General features: G+C 37.4%; 26 protein-coding genes. 12 read left to right on the plus strand and 14 right to left on the minus strand.

The features are described 5' to 3' along the window. The 7 genes from NIZ91_02265 to NIZ91_02295 form a co-directional block, all read right to left on the minus strand. The gene (locus NIZ91_02265; GenBank protein ID USY55529.1) at nt 1-1,305 is read right to left on the minus strand and encodes a hypothetical protein; all 1,305 of its coding nucleotides are present in this window, start codon (nt 1,303-1,305) and stop codon (nt 1-3) included. Beyond that, nucleotides 1,302-2,000: a response regulator gene (locus NIZ91_02270; GenBank protein USY55530.1), complete on the minus strand. Its 699-nt coding sequence runs from the start codon at nt 1,998-2,000 to the stop codon at nt 1,302-1,304. Before NIZ91_02270 ends, NIZ91_02265 begins: the two co-directional genes overlap by 4 nt. A 13-nt stretch (nt 2,001-2,013) precedes the next feature. Beyond that, nucleotides 2,014-2,772 (minus strand): histidine kinase, encoded by a 759-nt coding sequence (locus NIZ91_02275; protein USY55531.1) that lies wholly within the window; start codon nt 2,770-2,772, stop codon nt 2,014-2,016. A gap of 64 nt (nt 2,773-2,836) precedes the next feature. Next, entirely contained in the window at nt 2,837-3,820 is a 984-nt protein-coding gene (locus NIZ91_02280) for a dipeptide ABC transporter ATP-binding protein (protein ID USY55532.1), read from the minus strand. After that, entirely contained in the window at nt 3,817-4,821 is a 1,005-nt protein-coding gene (locus NIZ91_02285) for an ABC transporter ATP-binding protein (protein ID USY55533.1), read from the minus strand. The genes NIZ91_02280 and NIZ91_02285 overlap by 4 nt, the downstream gene beginning before the upstream one ends. Nucleotides 4,822-4,832: 11 nt before the next feature. Further along, complete coding sequence (locus NIZ91_02290) at nt 4,833-5,753, minus strand: ABC transporter permease (protein USY55534.1); 921 nt, start codon at nt 5,751-5,753, stop codon at nt 4,833-4,835. Nucleotides 5,754-5,765: 12 nt separating this feature from the next. Next, the gene (locus NIZ91_02295; GenBank protein USY55535.1) at nt 5,766-6,671 is read right to left on the minus strand and encodes an ABC transporter permease subunit; all 906 of its coding nucleotides are present in this window, start codon (nt 6,669-6,671) and stop codon (nt 5,766-5,768) included. Between the two features lie 222 nt (nt 6,672-6,893). On the opposite strand from NIZ91_02295, the gene NIZ91_02300 reads away from it, so the two are divergent. The 6 genes from NIZ91_02300 (at nt 6,894) to csaA (ending at nt 13,246) form a co-directional block, all read left to right on the plus strand. Further along, complete coding sequence (locus tag NIZ91_02300) at nt 6,894-8,438, plus strand: glutathione ABC transporter substrate-binding protein (GenBank protein USY57072.1); 1,545 nt, start codon at nt 6,894-6,896, stop codon at nt 8,436-8,438. 45 nt (nt 8,439-8,483) lie between these two features. Beyond that, nucleotides 8,484-9,728, plus strand: coding sequence for an amidohydrolase family protein (locus tag NIZ91_02305; protein USY55536.1), 1,245 nt, complete (start codon nt 8,484-8,486; stop codon nt 9,726-9,728). 15 nt (nt 9,729-9,743) lie between these two features. After that, nucleotides 9,744-10,976, plus strand: coding sequence for an amidohydrolase (locus NIZ91_02310; protein ID USY55537.1), 1,233 nt, complete (start codon nt 9,744-9,746; stop codon nt 10,974-10,976). 230 nt (nt 10,977-11,206) lie between these two features. Beyond that, nucleotides 11,207-11,908, plus strand: coding sequence for an AraC family transcriptional regulator (locus NIZ91_02315; GenBank protein USY55538.1), 702 nt, complete (start codon nt 11,207-11,209; stop codon nt 11,906-11,908). Between the two features lie 93 nt (nt 11,909-12,001). Continuing rightward, nucleotides 12,002-12,892 (plus strand): EamA family transporter, encoded by an 891-nt coding sequence (locus tag NIZ91_02320; protein USY55539.1) that lies wholly within the window; start codon nt 12,002-12,004, stop codon nt 12,890-12,892. A 21-nt stretch (nt 12,893-12,913) separates the two neighbouring features. Further along, nucleotides 12,914-13,246 carry a chaperone CsaA gene (gene csaA / locus NIZ91_02325; GenBank protein ID USY55540.1) on the plus strand — a complete coding sequence of 111 codons (333 nt, stop codon included), beginning with the start codon at nt 12,914-12,916 and terminating at the stop codon, nt 13,244-13,246. A gap of 47 nt (nt 13,247-13,293) precedes the next feature. Here csaA and NIZ91_02330 read toward each other — a convergent pair whose 3' ends face one another. The 3 genes from NIZ91_02330 to NIZ91_02340 form a co-directional block, all read right to left on the minus strand. Then, nucleotides 13,294-13,689: a DUF2283 domain-containing protein gene (locus tag NIZ91_02330; GenBank protein USY55541.1), complete on the minus strand. Its 396-nt coding sequence runs from the start codon at nt 13,687-13,689 to the stop codon at nt 13,294-13,296. Between the two features lie 60 nt (nt 13,690-13,749). Further along, the gene (locus tag NIZ91_02335; GenBank protein ID USY55542.1) at nt 13,750-14,001 is read right to left on the minus strand and encodes a DNA-binding protein; all 252 of its coding nucleotides are present in this window, start codon (nt 13,999-14,001) and stop codon (nt 13,750-13,752) included. Between the two features lie 281 nt (nt 14,002-14,282). After that, complete coding sequence (locus tag NIZ91_02340) at nt 14,283-14,558, minus strand: hypothetical protein (protein USY55543.1); 276 nt, start codon at nt 14,556-14,558, stop codon at nt 14,283-14,285. Nucleotides 14,559-15,265: 707 nt separating this feature from the next. Here NIZ91_02340 and NIZ91_02345 point away from each other — a divergent pair. After that, nucleotides 15,266-15,616 carry a hypothetical protein gene (locus NIZ91_02345; GenBank protein USY55544.1) on the plus strand — a complete coding sequence of 117 codons (351 nt, stop codon included), beginning with the start codon at nt 15,266-15,268 and terminating at the stop codon, nt 15,614-15,616. A 54-nt stretch (nt 15,617-15,670) separates the two neighbouring features. Here NIZ91_02345 and NIZ91_02350 read toward each other — a convergent pair whose 3' ends face one another. Continuing rightward, nucleotides 15,671-17,074: a PLP-dependent aminotransferase family protein gene (locus tag NIZ91_02350; GenBank protein USY55545.1), complete on the minus strand. Its 1,404-nt coding sequence runs from the start codon at nt 17,072-17,074 to the stop codon at nt 15,671-15,673. A gap of 157 nt (nt 17,075-17,231) precedes the next feature. Here NIZ91_02350 and NIZ91_02355 point away from each other — a divergent pair, with 157 nt between their 5' ends. The 3 genes from NIZ91_02355 (at nt 17,232) to NIZ91_02365 (ending at nt 19,210) form a co-directional block, all read left to right on the plus strand. After that, nucleotides 17,232-17,939 carry an AzlC family ABC transporter permease gene (locus tag NIZ91_02355; GenBank protein ID USY55546.1) on the plus strand — a complete coding sequence of 236 codons (708 nt, stop codon included), beginning with the start codon at nt 17,232-17,234 and terminating at the stop codon, nt 17,937-17,939. A 1-nt stretch (nt 17,940) separates the two neighbouring features. Continuing rightward, the gene (locus NIZ91_02360; GenBank protein USY55547.1) at nt 17,941-18,267 is read left to right on the plus strand and encodes a branched-chain amino acid transporter permease; all 327 of its coding nucleotides are present in this window, start codon (nt 17,941-17,943) and stop codon (nt 18,265-18,267) included. Between the two features lie 157 nt (nt 18,268-18,424). After that, a complete protein-coding gene (locus tag NIZ91_02365) occupies nt 18,425-19,210 on the plus strand; it encodes a tyrosine-protein phosphatase (GenBank protein USY55548.1) in 786 nt (261 codons plus the stop codon). A gap of 52 nt (nt 19,211-19,262) precedes the next feature. On the opposite strand, the gene NIZ91_02370 is transcribed toward NIZ91_02365, so the two are convergent. Continuing rightward, nucleotides 19,263-20,447, minus strand: coding sequence for a DUF3533 domain-containing protein (locus NIZ91_02370; protein ID USY55549.1), 1,185 nt, complete (start codon nt 20,445-20,447; stop codon nt 19,263-19,265). 171 nt (nt 20,448-20,618) lie between these two features. Here NIZ91_02370 and NIZ91_02375 point away from each other — a divergent pair, with 171 nt between their 5' ends. Then, nucleotides 20,619-21,236, plus strand: a complete 618-nt coding sequence (locus NIZ91_02375) for a TetR/AcrR family transcriptional regulator (protein USY55550.1) — start codon at nt 20,619-20,621, stop codon at nt 21,234-21,236. 90 nt (nt 21,237-21,326) lie between these two features. Here NIZ91_02375 and NIZ91_02380 read toward each other — a convergent pair whose 3' ends face one another. After that, nucleotides 21,327-22,217 carry a DUF2202 domain-containing protein gene (locus tag NIZ91_02380; GenBank protein ID USY55551.1) on the minus strand — a complete coding sequence of 297 codons (891 nt, stop codon included), beginning with the start codon at nt 22,215-22,217 and terminating at the stop codon, nt 21,327-21,329. Nucleotides 22,218-22,436: 219 nt separating this feature from the next. On the opposite strand from NIZ91_02380, the gene NIZ91_02385 reads away from it, so the two are divergent. After that, nucleotides 22,437-23,324 carry a hypothetical protein gene (locus tag NIZ91_02385; GenBank protein ID USY55552.1) on the plus strand — a complete coding sequence of 296 codons (888 nt, stop codon included), beginning with the start codon at nt 22,437-22,439 and terminating at the stop codon, nt 23,322-23,324. An 83-nt stretch (nt 23,325-23,407) separates the two neighbouring features. Here the strand turns inward: NIZ91_02385 and NIZ91_02390 are convergent, their stop codons facing one another. Continuing rightward, nucleotides 23,408-24,406 (minus strand): tRNA-dihydrouridine synthase, encoded by a 999-nt coding sequence (locus tag NIZ91_02390; protein ID USY55553.1) that lies wholly within the window; start codon nt 24,404-24,406, stop codon nt 23,408-23,410. Nucleotides 24,407-24,453 lie beyond the last annotated feature (47 nt).

Consider the following 24,453-nt stretch of genomic DNA (forward strand, 5'->3'; position numbering starts at 1 on the left):
TCATTCAGGTTTTTTGCCTATTTGATTTATTGCCAAATAGCATACTATAAAAAAACTAGAAAGGCCAAAGCTAATCCAAATAGCCGTCAAATTAGAAACACCGTAAATAGGAATATTGCTAAATAATCCACCAGCTAGTGAACAATAGGGAAGGTATTTAGGAACTGTTTTTTTATAAAAGATAACCACCAGCATTGTCGGAATTGCAGCAGCATATATTTTACCGAAAAAGAAGATAATTGATACTAGAGTAGGAGATAACGCAATTGAAGTGAAAAATAAAGCTAGACAAAGTGCTCCTGCTGCTAAGTAAGTTTTCTTTAGCTGTTGTTTACTGTCCCAGTTAAAATAAACAGCAAGTATGTTTCGGACAATCATAATAGATGTGGCATGCAATTCTGCACCAGTAGTAGAAGCAATAATGCTAAAGCAGCACCCGATAAATAATATAATAAGAAAGGCAGAGTCCACTTTCTCGACTAATTGGTTAAGAATAGAGTTGACACCTTCAAAACCTTGATTATGTATGGTAATAAGAGTAATTGATGTGAATGCTAATGGAATAGCAGACCAAATGATTCCTGTCATAAAGAAGGAAGACCTAATCTTGGAAGGTTCAATAACGTAAATTCTTTGCCAAGTTGATCGGTCTATTAGTAATTGTCCAATTGATACAATGAGTCCAGTTAGTACAAATAACAAGATATAAGTATCTTTAAAATATAATAAGTATGGATGATAAAGAGTCAGGCCATCATAAACTGGGTAAATACCTTCTTTAATAAAGAAATAAACAGGTATTAAAATAATAGCAGCGAAAACAATCGAAATGTGAATCGCCTTGAATTTATGTATTCGCTTCATACCACCTAATCCAAATAATACATAACAATATAGTAAAAATATAAGCAAACCTATATATGATGGGATCTTTAGCAGTAAATGTACTATGATTCCAATACTCAAAACTTGAATAAGAAGATAATCAAAGCTGGTAATAACTAAAACTAGCATCGCAAACCAGTATGACCTTCTATCTAATCTTTCATAAAGAATATCCCCAATGGTCAATGCGTTTGGGAAGCGCTTTTGTATAGAAGGAGCAATGAGTCCGAATAGAAATAAAGCGATTGCTCCCATAACGGCATAACCTATCCCTCCTAGTAATCCATATTTCACAAGAGTTTCGGGTGCTGATAAAATCGTATTGCTGTTAATCCATCTAGATAGCAAGGATACGACTCCATAAGCAAGTCCGAATTTAACAATACCTTGTATATAAACGGAATAACTTGAAGTATTCATTGCATTTTAACCTTCAACTTTGCTCTATATTCTGTTGGAGTACAGCCAAGCTGCTTTTTAAATAACGAACTGAAGTAATGTTGACTGCTAAACCCACATTCTTCTGCTATACATAAAATAGATTTTTCATCGTCTTGTATAAGCAATATTTCTGCTTGTTTGATTCTGAAGTTATTTAAGTATTCGGAAAAACCAATATTCATTTCATCATGGAATTTCCGACTAAGATATGTACTATTGACATGAATTTGTTGAGCAACACTAGACAATGAAAGTTTTGTAGCATATTGATTATGAATAATGGCTAATGTTTGATGAATAATATGTGATTGAATAGTTGAATACCTGTAAGGGTTTAATACTTTAATAAGTTCTTCCTCTATGATTGGTTTTGTAATATAATCTTTTGCACCTAATCTCAGCGAATCCTTTGCATAATCAAAAGATTGAAAAGCGGTTACCATAATAATATCGAGCTTATACTGTGTCTTAATTTCTCTACCAAGTTCAATGCCAGATTTTCCAGGCAGTTGAATATCTAGCAAGACGAGATTAACAGGGTAGTACTTTAAAATTTTCATAGCTTGAGAAGCATCTGCGGCTTTATGAATATTCCAGTATGAAAAATTTTCATTGATGATATATTCTAATTGCTCTAGTTCAAGTGGCTCGTCATCAACTAATAATATGTGCATTGAAACTCCTCCCTCATAGTGTAAAATGGTGTCTATCTTTTACTTTCGGCCATAGGACTTGAACACTAACACCTTGATTTTCAGCATATAAATGTATAAAGACGGTATCAAGAGGAAATAACATTTGTAATCTTTTCTCAATGTTTTCTAAGCCTAACCCTTCTTTTGACTCAGAATTTGTGCTTGAAGTAGCTACACTATTCCATACTTTTAAAAAAACTTGGTCTCTTTCTTCTTTCAGTGTAATAATTAGCTTTCCTGGGCCAGGATTCTTTTCAATACCATGTTTAAAAGCGTTTTCAACAAGTGTTTGTAATAAGAAAGGCGGAATTTGAAAAGGTAAACAATTCTCTTCAATATTCCAAACATATTCTACTCGATTTCTAAAACGTAAGTGTTGAATTGATAAATAGTACTGAGTATATGTAATTTCTTGTTCTAGTGAAATTAGAGGATCAACAGTTGTGTATTTAAGCTTGAAATATTTAGAGAGTATTTCAATAGAAGTAATAAGTTCCTCTTTCTTGTTTAAACGCGCAAGACTAAGAATCACATTGAGCGTATTAAAAAAGAAATGGGGTTGAATCTGCTGGTTCAATTGGTTATACTTTGCAAGCTGAAGCTCTTGCTTTAATAGTAGCTCTTTCTTTTCTTTCTGTAATTGATCTAGCCTTTTTTCAAAAATAAATAAAAATAGTAAACTAAAAGCCCCGATAATAGGGGCTAGTACTGATAGCATAATATAGAAAGAAAATGATTCTAATGTAAACATGTATAGGCTCCTGTAAGAAGAGATATCTTTATTTTAATAGAAAATGATTATTATGAAAATAGGTTTATACATAATGACATTTTGTTAAATGATTCTCTCCACCAATCATAGGAGGGGCAACTAATTTACATTGATCCGTTGCAGCTGGACACCTAGTATGAAATTTACATCCTTCAGGAGGATGTAATGGTGAAGGGATATCTCCTTTTAATAAAATTCGTTGTGCCCGTTTTTGAGCATTAGCACTTGGTATAGCGGAAAGTAACGCTTTAGTATAGGGGTGAGACGGGTTATCAAACAGCTCAGCTTTTGTAGCTATCTCAACAATCTCTCCTAAATACATAACAATCACGCGATCGGATATGTGTTTAACTACGCTTAAATCATGAGAAATAAATAAATAAGTAAGTTTGAGCTCTTTTTGTAAACTTTTTAATAAATTTAGAATTTGAGCTTGAATAGAAACATCTAAAGCTGAAACGGCTTCGTCACAAATAATTACTTTAGGATTTACAGCTAATGCGCGCGCAATGCCAATCCTCTGTCTTTGACCACCGCTAAACTCATGTGGCAGACGATCTAGAGAGGTTAATGGAAGCCCAACGTAATCTAATAGTTCTTTTAGTCTTTTTTCGTGTTGTTCGAATGGTACAACTTTTTGAATTATCATAGCTTCTGTCAAAATTTTTCTTACTGTTTGCCTAGGGTTTAAAGATGCAAAGGGATCTTGGAAAATAATTTGAAGTTCCCCGCGAATTTTTCGAAGTTCTTTCTTTGATAATGTGCTTAGATCAAGCCCTTTATAGTTAATGCTTCCAGCTGTCGGTTTATCAAGTTGAAGGATAGCTCTCCCGGTTGTAGATTTTCCACATCCTGACTCTCCTACAATACTCAATGTTTCCCCTTCAAATAATGAAAAACTAATATCATCAACAGCTTTAATTTGTTGAGGAGGCTTAAATGGCAATCCGTTTTTTAGTGTAAAATACTGTTTTAACCCGGTTACTTCTAATATTGCTTGCTTTTTGATAGGAGATGATACATTCATTTGATATCTACCTCACTTTTCTTTACACTATCTTGAAATAAGAAACATCTAATTTGGCTATTATCTTCTAAAGTGTATAGCGGAGGTTTCTGGTTTTGACACTCTTGTGTTGCGAAATAGCAGCGAGGTGCAAAGCTGCAACCTTTTGGCAAGTTATAAGGTGAAGGAACAGTTCCAGGCATTGTTTCAAGCTCTACTTGTTCTTCTTCAAGTTTAGGCAAAGAGGCAATAAGTCCTTTAGTATAAGGATGTTTTGGATTGGAAAATAACTGCTCCGTATTACTATACTCAACGACTTTTCCTGCATACATCACAGCTACCTTGTCACACAGCTCTGCTACTACACCAAGGTCATGCGTAATAAAGATAATTCCCATCTTTAAATCTTTTTGGAGTTTTTTCATCAATTCTAAGATTTGAGCCTGAATAGTTACATCTAAAGCTGTAGTTGGCTCGTCCGCAATTAGAATTTCAGGGCTGCATGACAAAGCCATTGCAATCATTACACGTTGACGCATCCCACCGCTTAATTGAAAAGGCTCTTGTTTTGCCCGTTCAATAGGTGAGGGAATTCCTACTAGTTCAAGCATTTCAATTGCTTTTTTCCAGGCTTCTTTTCTTCCAAGCCGTTGATGTAGACGTAATGACTCAGCTATTTGTTCTCCGACAGGAATTACCGGGTTAAGAGAAGTCATAGGTTCTTGAAAGATCATTGAGATTTGATTGCCACGAACATGGCGAAGTTCTTCTTCAGACATTGTTAAAATATCTTTCCCTTTAAGCTTAATAGAACCTTCAACAATTTTTCCCGGTGGTGTAGGTACGAGGCGTAAAATGGAAAGGGAGGTCATGCTTTTTCCACACCCTGATTCCCCAACTATACCTAATGTTTCTCCTTCATGTAGAGTAAGGTCTATCCCATCGACGGCTTTTGTAATACCTTTTTTGGAAAAGAAATGTGTATGCAGGTTTTTAATTTCTAAGATAACGTTCTGTGTCATTTAGCTCACTCCTATTTCAAATCGATTCGCTTATTAAAGAAGCGATACGAGATATCGACTAACAGGTTTACAAATACGAATACTAAAGAAGCTACAAGAACGCCACCTTGTACTACAGGTAGGTCTCGGGTTCTTATTGCATCTACGATCATTCGACCAAGCCCATTAATAGCAAATACCGACTCAACTAAAACTGTCCCTCCCAACAAAGCTCCAAATTGTAGTCCGACTACGGTGATTACGGGAATGAGAGCATTACGTAAAGCATGCTTATAAATAATAACGGACCCTCTTAACCCTTTAGCGCGAGCGGTTCTTATATAATCTTGGCGTATGACTTCTAACATGCTAGACCTGGTCATTCTAGCTACAATTGCTGCTCCACCTAATCCCAGTGTTAAAGCTGGTAGTAGGATATGCAAAATGCTATCCCACCCTGAAACTGGTAGCAATTGAAGTTTAATGGAGAATACATAAATTAATAGCAAACCTAACCAAAAGCTAGGTAAAGAAATTCCTAATAAAGCAATTACCATAACTCCAATATCAGTTAAAGAATAAGGCTTGATAGCCGAGATAATACCTGCAGTCATTCCTAAAACAATTGTAATTACAATGCTATAGAAAGCTAATTCAATTGTAATTGGAAGCCTTGTCATAATCTCTTGAAGAACAGGTTGATTATTCTTTAAGGAATTGCCCATATCTCCTTGAAGCAAGCTGAGAATATAGTCGCTGTATTGTACATAAAGTGGTTTATCTAATCCAAGGTCGGTTCTCAGCTGCGCTACTGTTTCTTTGGAAGCTCCTTCTCCTGCTAAAATAACGGCTGGGTCACCAGGGACCATTTGCATAATTAAAAATACGACTAAGGTTACACCAAAGATAACAGGTATAACTTCTATGAGTCTCCGGAAAATATAGAAAATCATGTAACGTCCTCCTTAAGATTTTAATTTAGGGTCTAACGCATCTCTTAAGCCATCACCAAACAGATTAAAGCCAAGAACTAATGTTGATATAGCTAGCCCTGGAAATATAGCAATATAGGGAGCGCTAAAAAGAAAATCCCTGCCGCTAGAAAGCATTGTGCCCCATTCTGGTGAGGGGGGCTGAGCTCCTAAGCCTAAAAAAGATAAGCCAGCTGCAGATAAAATAGCTGTTGCTAAGCGCAAGCTTCCTTGGATAATAATTGGTGATAATATATTTGGCAAGATATGCTTGAAAATAATTGTACGGTCGCTAGCACCTAAGCATCGAATAGCATCAATATACTCAAGTTCTTTTGTTTCTAAAGTAGATCCTCTGACAATCCTTGCAAATAAGGGGATAGAAAAAATTCCAACAGCAAACGTTACATTAATAAGGCTTGGACCCAGGGCGCTAATAATAGCTAAAGCTAGTAGAATGCCAGGGAAAGCAAGCATGATGTCAAGTATTCTACTAATTAAAGTATCAAGCCAACCGCCAAAGTATCCTGCTAATAAACCCATGATAATACCAAAGAATGCGCCAAAAGCTACCGCTGCAAAACCAACCCCCATTGAGAGTCGAGAGCCGTAAAGAATACGAGCTAAAATATCTCTCCCTTTATCATCAGTTCCCATCCAATGTTCTAGGCTAGGGCCTTGCAATTTTTTACTTAAATCGATTTGATAAGGATCATGTATAGATAAGATGGGAGCTAGTAGTGCCATTAAAAGATAAAATAAAATAATAATTCCACCTATAACAGCTCCTTTGTTTTTAGAAAAATCTCCCCAAAATTCAAGGGATTTTGACCAAAAAAGCTTAGGCTTAGTGGGTTTGATTATAGAAACGTTTTCTTGCATCTTTAGCGGTGAGCTCATTTTATTTCCTCCTTTTAAAACAAATTCAATTGATTAGTTCAAAGATAGAGGAAGTACATAAGGAAAAAAAGACAATTTGTTAAAAAAGTCAAAATAATTAAAAAATAGGTAAAGATATTATAAAAAATTCTCTTAGTTCTTTTTTATAATGCAAATAGACAGTTGAAATTATAATTTCGAAAAGGTGGGAGATAAGGAGTGAAAAAAAGCATAAGGAAACAAATGTTTATTGTTTTAAGCTTTATATTTGCAGTGTTATTATTACAAGCTTGTTCTACTGGAACTACTGAAAGTCAACCATCGACTCAAACCACTGAAGGAAGAGAAGGGGGTACATTAAAAGTAGTAAGAGCTACCGATGCTACAAATCTTGACCCTCATTTCATTACGGATATCTCTTCTGCTAATATTATTTATCAAAAAGTTTACGAAACGCTTGTGGGATTTGATAAAGATATGAAAATCATTCCAGGATTAGCTGAGAGTTGGAAGCAGGTTGACAATGTAACCTGGGAATTTAATTTAAAGAAAAACGTTACATTTCATGATGGAACTACCTTTAACGCAGAAGCTGTAAAAAAGACATTTGATAGATTGCTAGATCCTGATACAAAGTCTCCCCAGCGAGAAAAGTTAGGTATGATTAAGGAAATTAAAGTTATAGATGATTACAAAATCCAATTCGTTTTAGATGCCCCCTATGCGCCTTTATTGTCAATATTAGCTAGCAATGAAGGAAGTATCATAAGTCCAAAGGTGATTGATGAAAACCCGAAAAGCTTAACAACTACACCAATAGGAACAGGTCCATTTAAGTTTGAGTCTTGGAAATCTGGACAATCAATTAAACTTGTAAAAAATGATAGCTATTCTGGAGAAAAACCAATTATTGATGGTATCGAGTTTTTAGTTGTCCCTGAAGATTCTACACGTCTTGCTATGGTCGAAACTGGTGAAGCTCATATTAATGACCAAGTGCCTGTTACAGAAATTGAACGTATAGAAAGTTCGGATGCGTTAAACCTCTATCGTACAGACGGATTAGCAGTAGAATACATTGGCTTTAACACGGCTAAAGAGCCTTTTGATAATGCAAAAGTAAGAAAAGCTCTCTCAATGGCAATAAAGAGAGAAGCCATCATTGACGGTGTATATAACGGGGTTGGAACGTTAGCTAACTCATCGATGAGTCCTAAAGTGTTTGGCTATAGTCAAGCTACGAAGCCATATAGCTATAATCCAGCTAAAGCTAAAAAACTGCTCGAAGAAGAAGATTTGGATAATAAGCTGGAACTTACCTTAATTACAAATGATAAGAAAGAACGTGTAAATTTAGCTGAAGTCGTTCAATCACAGCTAAAGGGAATAGGAGTAAAAGTTAATATTCAAGTTATGGAATATGGAACATATATCAACGCTATTAACAAAGGAGACCATGATCTTTTTGTAGGTGGATGGGGAAATGCTACGGGTGATGGTGACTACAATCAATACAATCTATTTCATTCTAATTCTCATGGATCTCCGGGTAATCACTTCTACTATGACAATAAAAAAGTAGATGAACTAATTGTTAAAGCACGTAAAGAACCTAACTCAGAAACAAGAAAACAGCTATATGAAGAAGTTGCTTCTATTGAAATTAAAGATGCTGTTTATGTTCCAATTCGAAACTATGAACATTTAGCAGTCTACAGTAACCAAGTAAAAGACTTTTGGTTGAGCCCAGTAAACTATTTAATGGTTAATCAAGCAATAATTGAATAAGTGTATTAATATTTTTAAATTGAAAATATGGATGGGGGAAATTTAATGAGAAATTTTTGGCTGAGAAATGTAAGAGTTGAAAGCGGCTTTAAAAAAGATAGAGGGACAGTAGTAGGGACAGAAACTAAGCTTGTACATGTAAAGGTTGAAGGGGATTCGATTGTTCATATTACAGAAGATGACACAGAACTTAACTCAACTTCCTATACAGTCACTGATATGAAAGGTAAATTGTTAATGCCTTCGTTCCGTGAAATGCATATCCATATTGATAAGACTTATTATGGTGGCCCTTGGAAAGCTTGTACACCAATTACAAAAGGAATTTTTACAAGAATTGAAGAAGAAAAGCAGTTACTTCCACAGCAGCTGCCGTTCGCGCAAGAAAGGGCAGAAAAGATGATTGAATTATTGCTGAGCAATGGTCACACGCATATACGTACACATTGTAACATTGAACCCACTTCAAAATTAAAACACTTAGAGATTACAATTAAAGCCTTAGAAAAGTATAAAGATTATTTAACATACGATATTGTTGCTTTTCCACAGCACGGGCTGTTAAAAAGTAATTCAGTGGAATTAGTAAAGGAAGCAATGAGAAATGGAGCTACGATTGTTGGTGGGGTTGATCCTGCCACTGTGGATAGAGACCTCGATAAATCATTGTGGACGACAATGGATATAGCTGTAGAAAATAATGCTGGAATTGACATTCACCTTCATGATCCAAATACATTAGGAGCCTTTACATTTGAGAAGCTTGCTAAGCTTACAGAAGAAGCAAATATGCAAGGGAAAGTAACAATGAGTCATGCAATTGGTCTTGGGGATTTAGAGGGAGACAGTTTAACAGAGATTATGACATTGTTAAGAAAGAATGAGATTGATATAACAACAACAGTTCCAATTAATCGTCCTACAATTCCTATTCCAACATTAGATAAATTCGGTATAAAAGTATCGGTAGGTCATGATAGTTTAACCGATCATTGGTCACCTTTTGGAACAGGGGATACTTTAGAAAAACTTAATATTTTAGCAGAGAGATTTAGGTTAATTGACGAATATTCTATTAATCGAGTATGGAAGTATGCATCTGGAGGAATCACTCCCTTAGACGATGAAGGAAACCAAGTTTGGCCTAAAGTAGGAGATAAAGCAGACTTTTTATTCACAGAAGCAAGCTGTTCAGCAGAAGCAATTGCTCGTCGTACAAAAATTCATTCTGTTTATAAAAGTGGTAGAGAAATAAATACTCACCAATTTGAAGTTGCAACAACTAAATAAGAGAGGAATGATAGTATGAAGTGGATAAAAAATGTGAAATTAGAAATCGGTAACATAATTGATGGTGAACGTATTGAGACAAAAACAGGTTTTTATCATATAGGGATAAAAGATGGAAAGATTGCAGAACACCTTCATCATACTATGCCTATCCCTGAAACTGCTGAAGAAGTATACGATGCTAAAGAATATCTAGCTATTCCAACGTTTAAGGAAATGCATAATCACTTAGATAAGACATATCTTTCGTTAGAATGGAAAGCATCTAAACCTGTTAAAAATCTAAAGGAAAGACTTCAATATGAAGCAGAAGAATTAAAGGATCTTGCACCTACTACTAAACAAAGAGCAACAGCAATGATTGAAGAAATTTTGTCACATGGGGCCACACATATTCGAACTCACGTCAATATTGATCCTTATATAGGCCTTAAAAATTTAGAGGGAGTAGTCGCTGCGCTAGAGGAATACAAAGGTGCTGTTACTGCAGATATTGTTGCTTTTCCACAACATGGATTATTTAATGGTTCTGTACCAGCATTAATGAGAGAAGCAATGAGAAGTGGGGCCACAGTCGTAGGCGGATTGGATCCATCTGGCATTGACCAAAATATTGAAAAATCATTATATGAAACCATGGCTATTGCAGCGGAATTTGATGCTGAGGTGGATATTCATCTTCATGATGGAGGTGATGTGGGAGTTTATACAATTAACAAATGGTTAGATATTGTTGAAGAAACAAAATGGAAGAGGGCATCTGCTATCAGTCATGCATTTTGTATAGGAGAAATTCCTACATTACAACAACAAAATTTAGCAAATCGCTTAATGAAAAACAATGTGGCAATTATGTCTACTATTCCACTAACAAAATCCCTGCCGCCAATTGAATTATTAGACGAGCGTGGTGTATCAGTTCATTTTGGTTGTGATGGTTTTTATGACTCATGGAGTCCTTTAGGACATGGAGATTTGATTGAAAAAGTACAAAAGTATTGTCAAATTACCAAAAGAATTGATGAAGTATCGTTGAGAGATAGCTTAAAGTGGGTTACCGGAGGGATAACGCCTTTAGCCAAGGACGGAACGTATCAATGGCCTAAAAAGCAAGATGATGCTAGTTTTATTTTTGTAAACGCTACTTCTTCGGCTGAAGTAGTTGCTAGAAGAAAGCAACGTCTTGCAGTTATGAGTAGAGGTGAGTTTGTATTTGGAGAGTTGGAAAAAGCAGTTTTACATGTTTAATTACCAATGGACAATAGTTCTCTAATTCAAAACTTGCTAGGATAAAAGGATTTTAGTGAAGGCACATCCACATGTTCATCCGTGTAGAACATATGGATGTGTTCTTTTTAATGGAGATTAAAACCCATAGGAGAATACTAAAGAGCAGTAATTTTGTTGGTAGTTAGTTCTTTTTTAAATATAAATTTAAGCTTATAATAGACTCAACTTAACGTAAAGGAGAGAGCCGTATGGATAAAGTAAACGAGTTAACGTGTGAAAAAAGATCATACTCGAAAGAATTCACGCTCCATCAGCATGATTTTGGACAGTTTCTTTTTCCACTTCAAGGCTCTCTTGATATGGAAATGGCGTTTCAAGAAGTAACGCTTAGCCCTAATCAATGCTTTTACCTACCTCCGGGAGTGAATCATAATTATCGCTCTAGAGATCGAAACGAATTTTTAATCTTAGATATTCCAACTCAGTATCTGCCAAGGGGTACAAGCAGCATGTATATGACGCTTGACAGTCAATGGTCAGCTATTCGGTATTTATTGTTAGAAGAAGCGAAATATCCTGTTGATCAGTCTGCTTTAGTTGATTTAACGAGATATGTAACTAAAAAGCTCCAAACGTCTAATCCCCCTTCAATTGACTATATTCATCAGCACTTTAAGGATCCAATCAAGCTAGAAACCCTCGCGGCAATCGAGCATTATCATCCCGTTTATTATTCGACATGGTTTAAAAAGCAAACGGGAAAGAGCGTAAAGGATTATTTATCGGAGCTTCGTTTGAATGAAGCAAAGCGCCTGCTGATATCAACGACACGGTCGATGTCCCAAATTAGCGAAGAGATCGGCTTTGCGAACTCTTCTTCCTTTACAAGATGGTTTGTCAGCCATGAAAGCATGTCGCCACAAAAATATCGAATTCTTAATAATAGATAAAAAGAAGATTAAACTTGGTAAAGAAAATGGATAGTGGATTCTTTATTATAAGAGTAATCGTTCTTTTTATCTTTTTTATTGAGGTGAGCCAATGTGAAAGCAGCTCCTTTTTTTATTTTACTAGCCGGTATTCTATGGGGTACAACTGGTACTACTCAGGCGCTAGCCCCGGACTCAGCACATCCAATTGCTATTGGCGCAACAAGGCTTGCGGTAGGAGGTGGGTTTCTATTACTTCTTCTGCTAATGAGAAAAGACTTACGTTTTAAAGGATGGCCACTAAAAGCTACTCTTGTAGCGGCTCTTAGTATGGCGTGCTATCAACCGCTATTCTTTTCAGCAGTTTCAATTACAGGCGTTGCGATTGGCACGGTCGTGGCCATCGGGAGTGCACCTGTTTTATCTGGGCTTATTGAATGGTTTTATTCAAACAAGCGGCCAAGCATCATCTGGTGGTGCTCTACGTTTTTATCTATCTTAGGCTGCGTGCTGTTATTTCTGAACAAAGAATCGGCAAGCCTAAATATAACGGGAATTTTCATGGCGCTTGGAGCAGGCCTATCCTTTGCTTGCTACACCCTTGCAAGCAGAGGGTTAGTGGAAAAGTATTCGTCACTATCAGCCGTTGCGGTTGTCTTTATTTTAAGCGCGCTTTTTTTATCACCGCTCCTATTTTTATTTGATATGTCGTGGTTTGTAAGCTTGAGAGGTATTGGTGTAAGCCTCCAGCTTGGCGTTATGGCCACAGGGATTGCTTATTTTCTATTTGCCAAAGGGCTTGCACACGTTTCATCTTCAACCGCAGTTACTCTAGCGTTAGCAGAGCCGCTAACTGCAACGATGCTTGGCGTTTTAGTTGTAGGAGAAAAGCTGACGATGGCGTCTTGGAGCGGAATTAGCTTGTTGTTAATAGGAATTGGCATCCTGATTTGGTCAACACGTGATGTAAGCAGAAAATCTGAAATGGTCACAATCGAAAAATAATAAAAAGGTGGTTCAAGCTAAATGGCAAACATTGAAGACTTTTTAAAATTAGATTTACGCGTTGGTACAATTCTTGACGCCAAACCGTTTCCAGAGGCCAAAAAGCCGGCGATTAAGCTTGAAGTTGATTTTGGAGAAGAGATCGGAGTGAAGCAGTCATCTGCGCAAATTACGCATCGCTATAAGCCAACTGAGCTTCTGAATCGTCAGGTCGTCGCGGTTGTAAACTTTCCGCCAATGCGAATTGCAGGATTTAAATCAGAAGTGCTCGTTTTAGGTGGCGTTCCAGGAGAAGGAGACGTGGTGCTGCTACAGCCGGATGAAAAGTTGCCAAATGGAACGAAGATTTCATGAATAAGAAAAGACAAGCTGAAGGTAGCTTGTCTTTTTACAGCTTTCTTTTATGGCTTAACGAGCTGCATCAATAGCGGTCGCTCATATAGATTTGAATCAATTATGTCAAAGCCGACGAAGTCTTGATAATCAGCGTCTGCAAAGCAAAATTTAATTCCGTTAAAAACAAATGTTGCATGAACCTCTTGAGATGATAGGCAAAATGAGAACATCTCATCATGCATTGTATAGATATGCTCAGCACCAGAAAGTGGCGCTATCTTCTCTGCAAGCATTCCAAAAAGCTCAATGCCAACAATTCGGCCCTCACTATCAATATCAAGCAGTAAACTAGGATTTACTTCTAATTCTTCCGTTTCTTGAATTTGATAAGAAGCCGAAGCGGGGAAGAGATAAAGGTAAGCTAACTTTGCGTCAGTATCATATGTAATTCTAGCGTCCATGTCTATTTCTCCCATCTATTCTCTGTGTTTATTATTGGTATAAAGATCGGCTGATGAAACTCACTCAACAAATTGATGATATGGATAATACGTCTTGCCTTTCAGCTCAATTTTAGGAGCATCTGGGTATTTATTTAGTAGCTCCTGCATTTCTTCTTCCGTTAAGCTAAAGTGATAGTGAAGATCACGCTCCTTAATTAAATAAAGGTAGGTTGTTTTCTCTTTTGGTTTACCAAAATTTTTCAAACCATCTCCAATAAAGTAACCAAGAGCAGCTAGTCCTATTGCAAACCAAAAAAAGCTGATATCCATGATTTTTAACCTCCTAAAAATTTATCGACACTTTCTGTACTCTGAATATAATCCAGTTTAATATAAACGGCCTCTTTTTGTATGTTTCTTTTTTCTATCTACCTTTTTCTTTGTAAGTCCACAAGTGGTATAGTATCCAAAATAAGAGGGGAACGAGCATAACATACTGAAGTTGACTCAATGGCAAATAAAATAATAGAAGAGCTCCAATTAGTAAAAAGGTGGGTACAAGGATAGCATACTTCTTCCAGTTCATTTTCTCATCCTCTCAGCTATCATTATTAAAAATCTTTTATCAATAGAAGTAGTCCAATGGTGTATAAACAACCGCTAATTAGCCATTTTACGCTTAGCGGAAGTTTTACGTTTTCAAACTTCACGGCAATGTAATAAATCATGAGGACTCCTGTGAGGTAGACCCAATTTATTTTCCATTGGTCAGGGAGCAGATTAAAACTAATCCAGCCAATCCCTAAACCAAACACGTCTCGGAGGTAAGGCGACGTTCTCTTAATTTTATATGTTTCTTTTCGTTTAGGTACATGACTCTCTTTCATATGTTTCTCCTACCTTTTCTCGACCTTAAAATACATATAGGCAAAGAATAAAAATAAACACAGAGTAGTAGGGAAAATTATATATGAATCAACTACTGCACTGATGATAGGCTGTAAAAAAATGTTATACAATATATAGATTATGCCTGTAAAAGCAATAAGCAATTGGTAAGTTATTTTACGACTGAACACGTATAAGACCACCTTTACATATCTTTAATACAACACTATTATAACATTAAATACCTTTTATATTAAAATATGGTAATATTATTTTCGTGAAAAGGAGGAAGAATGATGTATTCACCACAAGAAGCTTTGCTTTCTAGTTCCATCTATTTTATGTTCATGGCTTTTTCATTTATTATTAGTTTTTTAATAGGCAGATATATAATCTTAAGAACAAATCGAACAATAGGAGAAGCTCAGGGAGTGTCTTTATTTAGCCATTTTTTATTGTTTTTAATGAACGTGGGAGCCTGGTGGTTTCCACATGCTTTTTATAGCTTGCTGATTTTTGAATTCTTCTTTACTACCTTTATCAGTATCGTAGTTTTTATTGTCAGTGAGTTAGTTCTTTATATTTGGCTAAAAACGATTTATAGAAAGGTCATACATAAAGGAGAAGCTTTTAAAAAATGACTTTTCAAACGTATTAAAACATATATAATAGCTAAGAAAATAGTAAATTAAAAAGGAACGAAACGATGATTGAGATATTTTGGTATATTTATTTAGGGATTTTAGGAACTGCGCTAGTTGGCTTTTTAATTCAAGGAAAAAAGACTGTTGCGTACGTAACCGATTTTCTTATTTCAATTGTGACATGGCTTGGGCTGTTTGGATATGTCACAGGAACTGATTTATTCACGCCTCTTATTTGGAAGATGGTTTTCGTTGGAGGGTTGACTTGGGACATTACGTTTACCTTCGTTAAAGGTATAAAGCACGAGGAACTTGAAGAGTTATCCACTCCTGTACAAGCAGCACTATTTATTGGAACAGGAATTATCACGATAGGTCCGCTTTACTACGGATTGTTTCAGTATGCCTTTTAAAACGCAGAGTAAGAGAAAAAAGAGTTGAGGTTCATTTCAACTCTTTTTTTATTGCTATAAAAGCTCTTTTTCCTCTAGATATTCTTTCAATACGCGAAGTCCAACTTGCAGCTCTTCCAGCGAATTAGTGGAAGAAAGAGCGACGCGCAGGTATTTATTAGGCGTAGTCTGTCCACTTAAGAAACGATCGGAGTGATAAATACGAATTCCACGCTCGTGAAGATCTGCTTCAAGCTGAAGTGCATTATGATAAGGGTTAATTGACAGCCAGCGGAAAAAGCTCAGCGGATGCTCGTAGTGTTTGCGAGCTGGAAAGTATTCAAAATAAAGATCGTTGGCTTCTTGAACAAGCTGTTTTTTCTTCGAGATAATGTCATGAGCTTTTCCAGATAAGATAAGCTCCGTCACGATTTCAGCGTTTAAGGATGACGTTTTGACGTTGATATTAAAAATAGCGCGCAAAATCTTCTCTTTAAAACGCTCACCGTATACCATATAAGCAACGCGAAGGCCTGAGTAAAGCGCTTTTGAAGTGCTGCAGATGTACACGGTTTGTTCAGGAAGTAAGTTAAACATGGGCTGTTTATAATCGGTGACTACTCCTGCTGTGAAAAAAGCGTAGATATCATCTTCAATGATAATTAAATCATGTTTTTTGATAACGGATGCCAGTGCTTTTTTACGATGGTCTGTCATCATCACGGTCGTTGGGTTACAGCACGAAGGCATGAGAAATACGCCGTGAATAGAGGTGTGGCTACATTGTTTTTCAAGTTCTGCTGGAGACATTCCGCATTCATCACCAGCAATAGGAACAAGCTGAATATGATACATCTTGGCAATTTCAATAAAGTTTGAGTACGTATATAAATCCGTAGCTATTTTTTGACCAGGCTCAAACAAGGCGGTTAAGCTGATGGCCAGCGCATTTTGAGCGCCAGATACGATGGAAACCTGTTCGGGGGAAGCGTTCACGCCGAGGTTTTCCATCCAGTTCACGGCGGCCATCTTCTGATGGGGAATTCCAGTAGGATCGTTGTAGTTTAAAAGCTGGTCGAAGTAGCGCTTTTCCATTACGGTTGAGAGCACTTCCTTTAAATAAGGGCTCGTTCGTTCAAATGAAGCTACAAATCCAAGATCAATGTTGCACGTGAGCCTATCTGCTGAAATCGTAATAGAGCGAGTGGCGTTTGGAGAAATGAACGTACCGCTTCCCGTTACGGCATAAATCAGGCCTTTCATTTCACAAATTTTATAAGCTCTTGTAATCGTTGTGAAGTTTAGATCAAGAAAATCAGCTAGCTCACGCTGTGGAGGTAGCTTTGTTCCTGGAGCTAAAAAGCCGTTGGTGATATCTTCTTCGAGTAAGTGAGCTAAGGATTGGTAGTAAGGACGCTTTAACGACGAGCGATCAGGCTTCCATGACATGGGATAATGTTCAAATGAGTTTACAGGCATGACGCCACCTCCAGTTCAGACGTTTGGTAATTCTTATTTTAGTATAGCCCAAACCATCGTGCCGGAGAGAATTGTAATCCATACAATTCTTTTATTTTTTGTATGGATTGGGTGTGTTAAAACTAAAATAAGTTACTCAAGCAAGGATGTGAAATCAATGAGCCATCAAGAAAAAATACGCGCACTTCGCGCAGCATTCCCGCACACTCTGCCGATTTTTGCAGGCTTTTTGTTTTTAGGAGGGGCGTACGGCATCTATATGAACTCCCTAGGGTTTCATCCCATATATCCAATTCTCATGAGTTTATTTATCTTCGCAGGATCAATGGAGTTTGTTGCAGGGGGGCTGTTGCTGGCGACGTTTAATCCAGTCAGTGCATTAGTACTTACGCTTATGGTTAATGCTAGACACTTATTTTATGGGCTTTCTCTATTAGAAAAATACAGCGGCGTTGGGAGAAAGAAAGGCTACTTAATCTATGGTCTTTGCGACGAATCATTCTCCATCAGTCAGGCAACGGATGTACCTAAAGGAATTGATAAAGGCTGGTTTTTCTTTTTTATTACGCTGTTGAATCACTGCTACTGGGTACTCGGCTCAGCACTTGGCAGTATCTTTGGCTCGTTTATTACGTTCAGCACGGAAGGAATTGAATTCGTCATGACCGCGCTGTTTGTCGTCATTTTTATGGAGCAATGGAAAAAAGGCAAGCAGTACCACAGCGCACTGATCGGAATTGGTTTTTCGAGCGTAAGCCTGTTTGTTTTTGGCCCAAATAGCTTTATTATTCCAGCTATGATTTTGATACTAGCGGTATTAACGCTCATTCGCAAGCCTGTTCAAAAAGCAGAGGTGACAATGTAATATGACTATTACCCAGCAAGTTATCATGATTATAATGGTTGTTCTCGGAACGATGATTACGCGCTTTTTACCATTTTTACTTTTTCCAGCCAATAAGCCAACCCCTAAGTATGTTCAGTATCTCGGAGTTGTTCTACCGGCAGCGGTCATCGGATTGTTGGTTGTGTATTCGTTAAAGGATATCAGCTTTATTTCAGGAAGTCATGGGTTACCTGAAATGCTAGCAGTTGGCTTTGTGGTACTGCTTCATGCATGGAGAGGAAGCATGCTGCTTTCGATTGGAGGAGGAACGCTTTTATATATGGGATTGATTCAGCTGGTGTTTTGAAAGGCGCCAGTTTTGTGTCATTTTTTTGATATGAGGCTCCACTTTTTGTTCATTATGGTAGAGATAAATAAAAAGATAAATTAATTAATAGTTCAGCATTTTTGTGCGCTGTCGTAGAATAGAGAAAAGCAACTATTACAAACAATGGAGAAAGAATATGAACCATAAATTTGAAAAGCTATTTAACTTTCGAGATGTTGGCGGAGTGATGACAGAGAATGGCGAAAAGCTTAAAGAAGGAGTTTTGTTTCGCTCAGAAGATCTATCAAAGCTAACGAAACAAGATATTGAGACCTTTCGTCAGCTGAATATTAAAGCACTTTGTGATTTAAGAATGCCATCTGAACAAAAATCAAAGGTTAGTCGAGTGGGACCAGGCCCTGGTATGGAGCTATTATCGGTATCTATCCATGACAAGAGCCAAGAGTTTACCCATCTTGAGTTTTTTAAGTTTCTTGTGAGCAAGTCGACTAGCGTTGATTTCGAAAAAATCATGAGAGATATGTATGAGCACATGGCTTTTGGCTGTCATGACGAAATAAAAGAAATTATTTGCTTCTTATCTCATACAAGTCGGATACCTGCTCTTATTCATTGTACGGGTGGTAAGGATCGAACCGGGTTTATTGCGGCTATTATTCAACTATATTTGGGCGTTTCATATGAAACAGTAATAGCTGAATACTTAAAGTCAAATGAGTTAATTGCAGAAAAAATGAAAAGAACTGAGTCGTTTATTCGATGGATGAGCTTATTTCGAATTTCCCCTGAGCAAATCAGGCCCGTTCTGGAAGTGCGTCGTGAGTACTTGGAAGATGTTTATCAAAAAATCATGAAGCAGTACGGAGATATTGAAACGTATTTAAAAGAAGGGTGCGATATTCCGAGAAGTTGTTTAGAAGAGCTGAAAAGAAAGTTTCTTTCATCCAGCGAAGGCCAATAACAAAGCAAAAAGAAGCCGAACTCCATTTGAGTTCGGCTTCTTGTGATTTCTATTACTGTTCAAGCTCTACTTTTTCGTTGACGGCTTGTGGCTTAAACGCAGAAATTAGGATCACAATTCCGCTGATGATTCCAATCCATACAAGTATGGATAGTGGACCATCCCACGTGATGCTCTTTCCAAAAAAGAAGAGATCTCGTAACCCTTCAATCATGAATCGCATTGGCAACCATGAATAAATCCAGTCTCTGTAAAAAGAAGACATCATTTCTGGAGGCAGTGAAAGCAAAGGTGCTCCAAAGAAAAGCATTAGGGCAAATAAGGGTATTCCTTTTATGCCTACTAGTGAAAGAACGGCCGAAATCATTAAAATGAAACTAAAGGACGTAATCGTTAAGAATAAGGCTGCGTCTGTAAACTGTGGAATATGGAAACCAACCATGTGAGCAGCTAACCAGGTTAAGCTAAATCCAATTACAAGTGCTATGAAAGCGCCCATGAATAGTTGGATTAATTTAGCTTTTACAACATCTTTACGGTTTCTAGCCTTTAATTTACGAGTTGCGATGAAAAGAATAGCGGCACTTGCTAGGCAAGCAATCCATAAGGGTTGAAACAAAGAGATTGGAGAATTGCCGTTTGCGCTATTTTTGCCGGTTTCGTGAACATTTTTCATCGTTTTACCAATCGGGTTCGCGAACAGTTCAACTTGCTTTGGCGTTAACGTTGCCCCTTGTTTTTCTAATTCAGTAATGAGCTGAGTGCGTACAGTTGTGTTTATCTGATCAACTACATTGTTTACTATTTGTCCTGCAGCTGTGGATGCCATCGTGTTCATCCCTTGATTAATAAAAACCTCTAATTTAGCTGTTTCCGGGGCAGGTGTCTTGAAAGAAGCTTGCTTTGCGCTGAAGTCTTTAGGAATGACGAGTGCTGCGTAATAGTCTCGATTTTCCAATCCTTTTTGCATATCATTTTCATTTTCTTCAACAATCCACTTCACAGCCGGTTCACTTTCAGCTGTAGCTTTTGAGCTTTTTATCACCATGTCTACAACTTTCTGTCCCATATTTACCTCGGGTTGATTAGGGAGCTGAATTCCTTCATCTGCGTTCACAATCGCGATCGGTAAGTTCTTAAGTTCAGGCTGAACGGATGGATATAATGTTTGTAAAAAAATAAAGATAATGCCAAACACAATAAGAGGTGAAAATAAGAGCAGTTTGTTCTTAAACATGTTTCTTCCTCCTTACACTTTTGATAAAATAATGAACAACCTGTTGTTTATTATGATTCTATTCGAATTCTATACTTTGTATGAGGCGTCATCAATAATCAAAATTCAAGGATGTGTTGGTTACGGGACACTACTTAGCAATCTGTTGGATAAAATAAAGGGGGACATACGATGAAAAATCAGCATTTGGACTTACGAATTGTTCGGACAAGAGAATCTATCAAAAATGCATTCATTGAATTGATTGAGGAAAAAGGGTTCGACGCTATTTCAGTGAAAGATATCACAACGAGAGCCAACATCAATCGAGGCACATTCTATGCGCATTATGAGGATAAATTTGATTTAATGAAGAAATGTGAAGATGAAGTAATGCTAGAGCTTTCAACTATTGTAAAAGAGAACTTCCCAAGCGTTGTTGCTTCTCTAGAGAAAGATTCACCAATAGCAGTTCCGTCTACCATTGCAATCGTAATCTTTGAATATCTAAACAAAAACAGTAGTTTCATGAGAGCGTTATTAGGTCCAAACGGAGATTTATCTTTTCAGACGAGGTTAAAAAAGTTTATGTGGAAAGAAATCTTTGAAAATGAAGCCTTTGACTTTGTTCGGAAAGAAAATTTTCTTGTTCCAGGAGACTACTTGGCTTCTTACATAGCTTCTGCGCATATTGGAGTAATCCAACAGTGGCTTAATAGCGGCCGAAAAGAATCGCCAGAAGAAATGGCTAAAATCTTTTCAATCATTACTTTTAACGGTCCTTTTTTTGCTGCTGGTTTGAAAAAATAAGGTGCCAGAAGGTCTATCTAAGAAGGATCTTCATCTCAAAAAAGCTAAACTGCTGTTAGTTTAGCCTTTTTTTAAAAGATGTTTAATCGGTTAGCCGAAAGATGCAACCCCTCTTTCAAAAGCAGCTAAATGATTGACAGATGCGTTTCGTAGCTGTGAAAAGACCGTTCGTGCATCACTTGGAATATCGTATGTTAAAAAGCGTTCGTACATCTTAATATTATCAATCTCTGCTTGAACACCTGCTGAATATGCAGCTTTGAGGTTTGCTGGAGTTTTGACAAGGTCTTGAGAAGTATCATCAGGAATCGGTGCTTGGTAGCGATCAAATAGTGGCAGTAGTGCATCAATATGGCGTAGTTCCGCTTCCTTGATTTGAACGAATGTTCGTACGGGCCCAAACGTTTGAATAACGTTATTATATCTAGACTGAGCTAGGTACTCGTCTTGAAGTGCATATGTCAGCATTTCTGATAACGATAGCGATGGTGCATTTAATGCCCCTTTAGCACCGTAATTATCAAGCTGCCTTTGAGACGAAGAGGGCTTTGGGTTTTTCATAAAATATAAGAACCATACGGCGTGATTCTGCTCATCTGAGGCTGCTCGTCGAAAACGATCTTTTATCGTAAGGTCTTGCGCTTTGTCTGAAATATCTAAGTAAGAATCCACAGCTTCTTGCTCGTCTTTAAACGCAAACTCAATGCCATCTTTATAATTGTTGGGACATTGTTCAGTGATTTGATAAGAGGGCTGTCTTCCAGCTAACGCTATATAAATTCTGGTGAACTCTTCAAGGTGTCGTTTTTCATCTTTTTGAATTTCACGTATTTTGTTGCGCTCTTCTTTTGTCGGTGCTAGGTTAGCTAACTTTTCGTAGCACGAAATAGCACTATACTCTGCATTGATAGCTTTTTGAATATCGCTTAAAAGCTTTGTATCTGAGGTGTTTCGATAAAAATCATGAAAGTATGAATACATAGATTGTCCTCCTTGTATTTGCAATTCATACATTTTATGTATGTAAAGCGGGCTAGTGTGCATGACTATGTTCTAAGACGTAATGATTAGTTAATTCGTATGATGTTTTTTTCTAATGCTTAATGCCTTTTTCCTGTTTTTACATATCATCCATAATTTTCAATTTATGAATGATATACTTTTTAAGTTAAGAAAAAACGGACGAGTGAGGCGAACAAGATGAAGAAATGGTTACTTGTAACAGCTGCAAGCTTACTACTAGCAGCTTGCGGTAAAGACGAGAGTGCAGAACAAGCGAAAGAAACAGCGGCTGCGGAAGAGCAAAAGAATGAAGAAAAAATAGAAAAAGAAGCTGAAAAGGAAAATTCAAAAGAAGAAACCTCAAAAGTGGAACTATCCCAAGAAGAGATGGACCAGCTTCGAATCCCAACGGTTTCAATTGATTCACCATATTACGAAAAAGATCTTACAGAACAAGAACTAGTTGAAAACTATATGGACGAGACGGGAAGGATTTACTTTAGCTTAACGGAAGAGCCAATCCGAACAATTGTCAGCAGTACGTCATCTTCAAAGATTTCAAACATCACAAACTACAGTGATGTGTTTATTAATCCAGAAAGCCAACAAGCATATCAGCTTCAAAATCAAGCCGAAAGGGATCAAATCTATAAATTAATTTTAGCCAATCAGCCAACGCAGCTTAAAGGCACGGATCCTTCTGAATATAGGTCATGGGAACAAGCGACGAACTTAGAGCGAGGCATGATGCAGATGCTTTATTTAGTCGGACCGACAATGAATGATATTAAAACTACGATGGACCGTGACTTATATGATCACCCGGCGTTTGTAGTAGGACAAGAAGAGCTAGAAAAATTAGGTGCACCGCTTGTTTTTGTACCGGCTCCGCAAACTCCGCTAGACTATGAGCTTTTTGAAAACATGAAAATGGTTCAAGCAATGTGGGGACAGGTAGGTAAATTTGAGAATCCTGCTGAAAATAAAGCGGAATTTGAAAAGGTATATGCTCAAGCTAGACAAGAAACGAACAATTTATTCGCGCGCATTAACTATGCGTTAACGGAAGACGGCTTTGGTGAATAAGCAAATTTGATTTATCAAAAACAAAAGCTGAACCTCATGTAGGCTCAGCTTTTTGTGTTGACACTTTTTAAGTAAAGCAAAGATTACTTAATGGAAAAACCTTCGTCTTCTTTCATGCCAGTTCGATCTTTGAACTCATCAAGCAGATCGCGTACTTCATCAGTTGTTTCTGTGCTCATCAGTAAGTTTCGTAACTCACTTGCACCTCGGAATCCACGAACGTAGATTTTGAAGAAGCGACGAAGCGGTTTAAATGGACGTGGCTCTAATTCTTTCGAATATTTATCGTGAAGATCTAGCTGCAAACGAAGAAGGTCTAATAGCTCTTCGCTTGTATGCTCTTTCTTTTCTTTTTCGAACGCGAATGGATTATGGAAGATTCCGCGTCCAATCATAACTCCATCAATACCGTACTTCTCCGCAAGCTCCAAGCCTTGTTGACGGTCAGCAATGTCACCGTTAATCGTAAGAAGCGTATGAGGCGCAATTTCATCACGAAGTTTTTTGATTTCTGGGATCAGCTCCCAGTGTGCGTCCACGTCACTCATTTCTTTTTTCGTACGAAGGTGGATAGATAGGTTAACGATATCTTGTTCTAAAATATGCTTTAACCAGTCGTACCACTCGTCGACTTTTGTATAGCCAAGGCGCGTTTTTACGCTGACAGGAAGTCCGCCAGCTTTAGCCGCTTGGATAATCTCTGCCGCAACGTCTGGACGACGAATTAAGCCAGATCCTTTTCCGTTTCCTGCAACGTTTTGTACAGGACAGCCCATATTAATATCGATGCCGCGGAAGCCCATTTCAGCCATGCCGATACTCATTTGACGGAAGTATTCAGGCTTGTCTCCCCAAATATGCGCAACGATTGGCTGCTCATCTTCAGTGAACGTTAGACGTCCTTTTACGCTATCTTTTCCTTTCGGATGGCAGTAGCTTTCCGTATTCGTAAACTCTGTAAAAAACACATCAGGTCGAGCTGCTTCTGTCACCACGTGACGGAAAACAACGTCCGTTACGGCTTCCATTGGCGCCAAAATAAAGAACGGACGAGGCAGCTCATGCCAAAAATTATCTTTCATTTTATATCTAAACCCTTTCCTTAAAGGGAAACGTGTTCCCGAAATTA

Source organism: Bacillus sp. 1780r2a1, assembly GCA_024134725.1.
Taxonomy (GTDB): Bacteria; Bacillota; Bacilli; order Bacillales; family Bacillaceae_H; genus Priestia; species Priestia aryabhattai_A.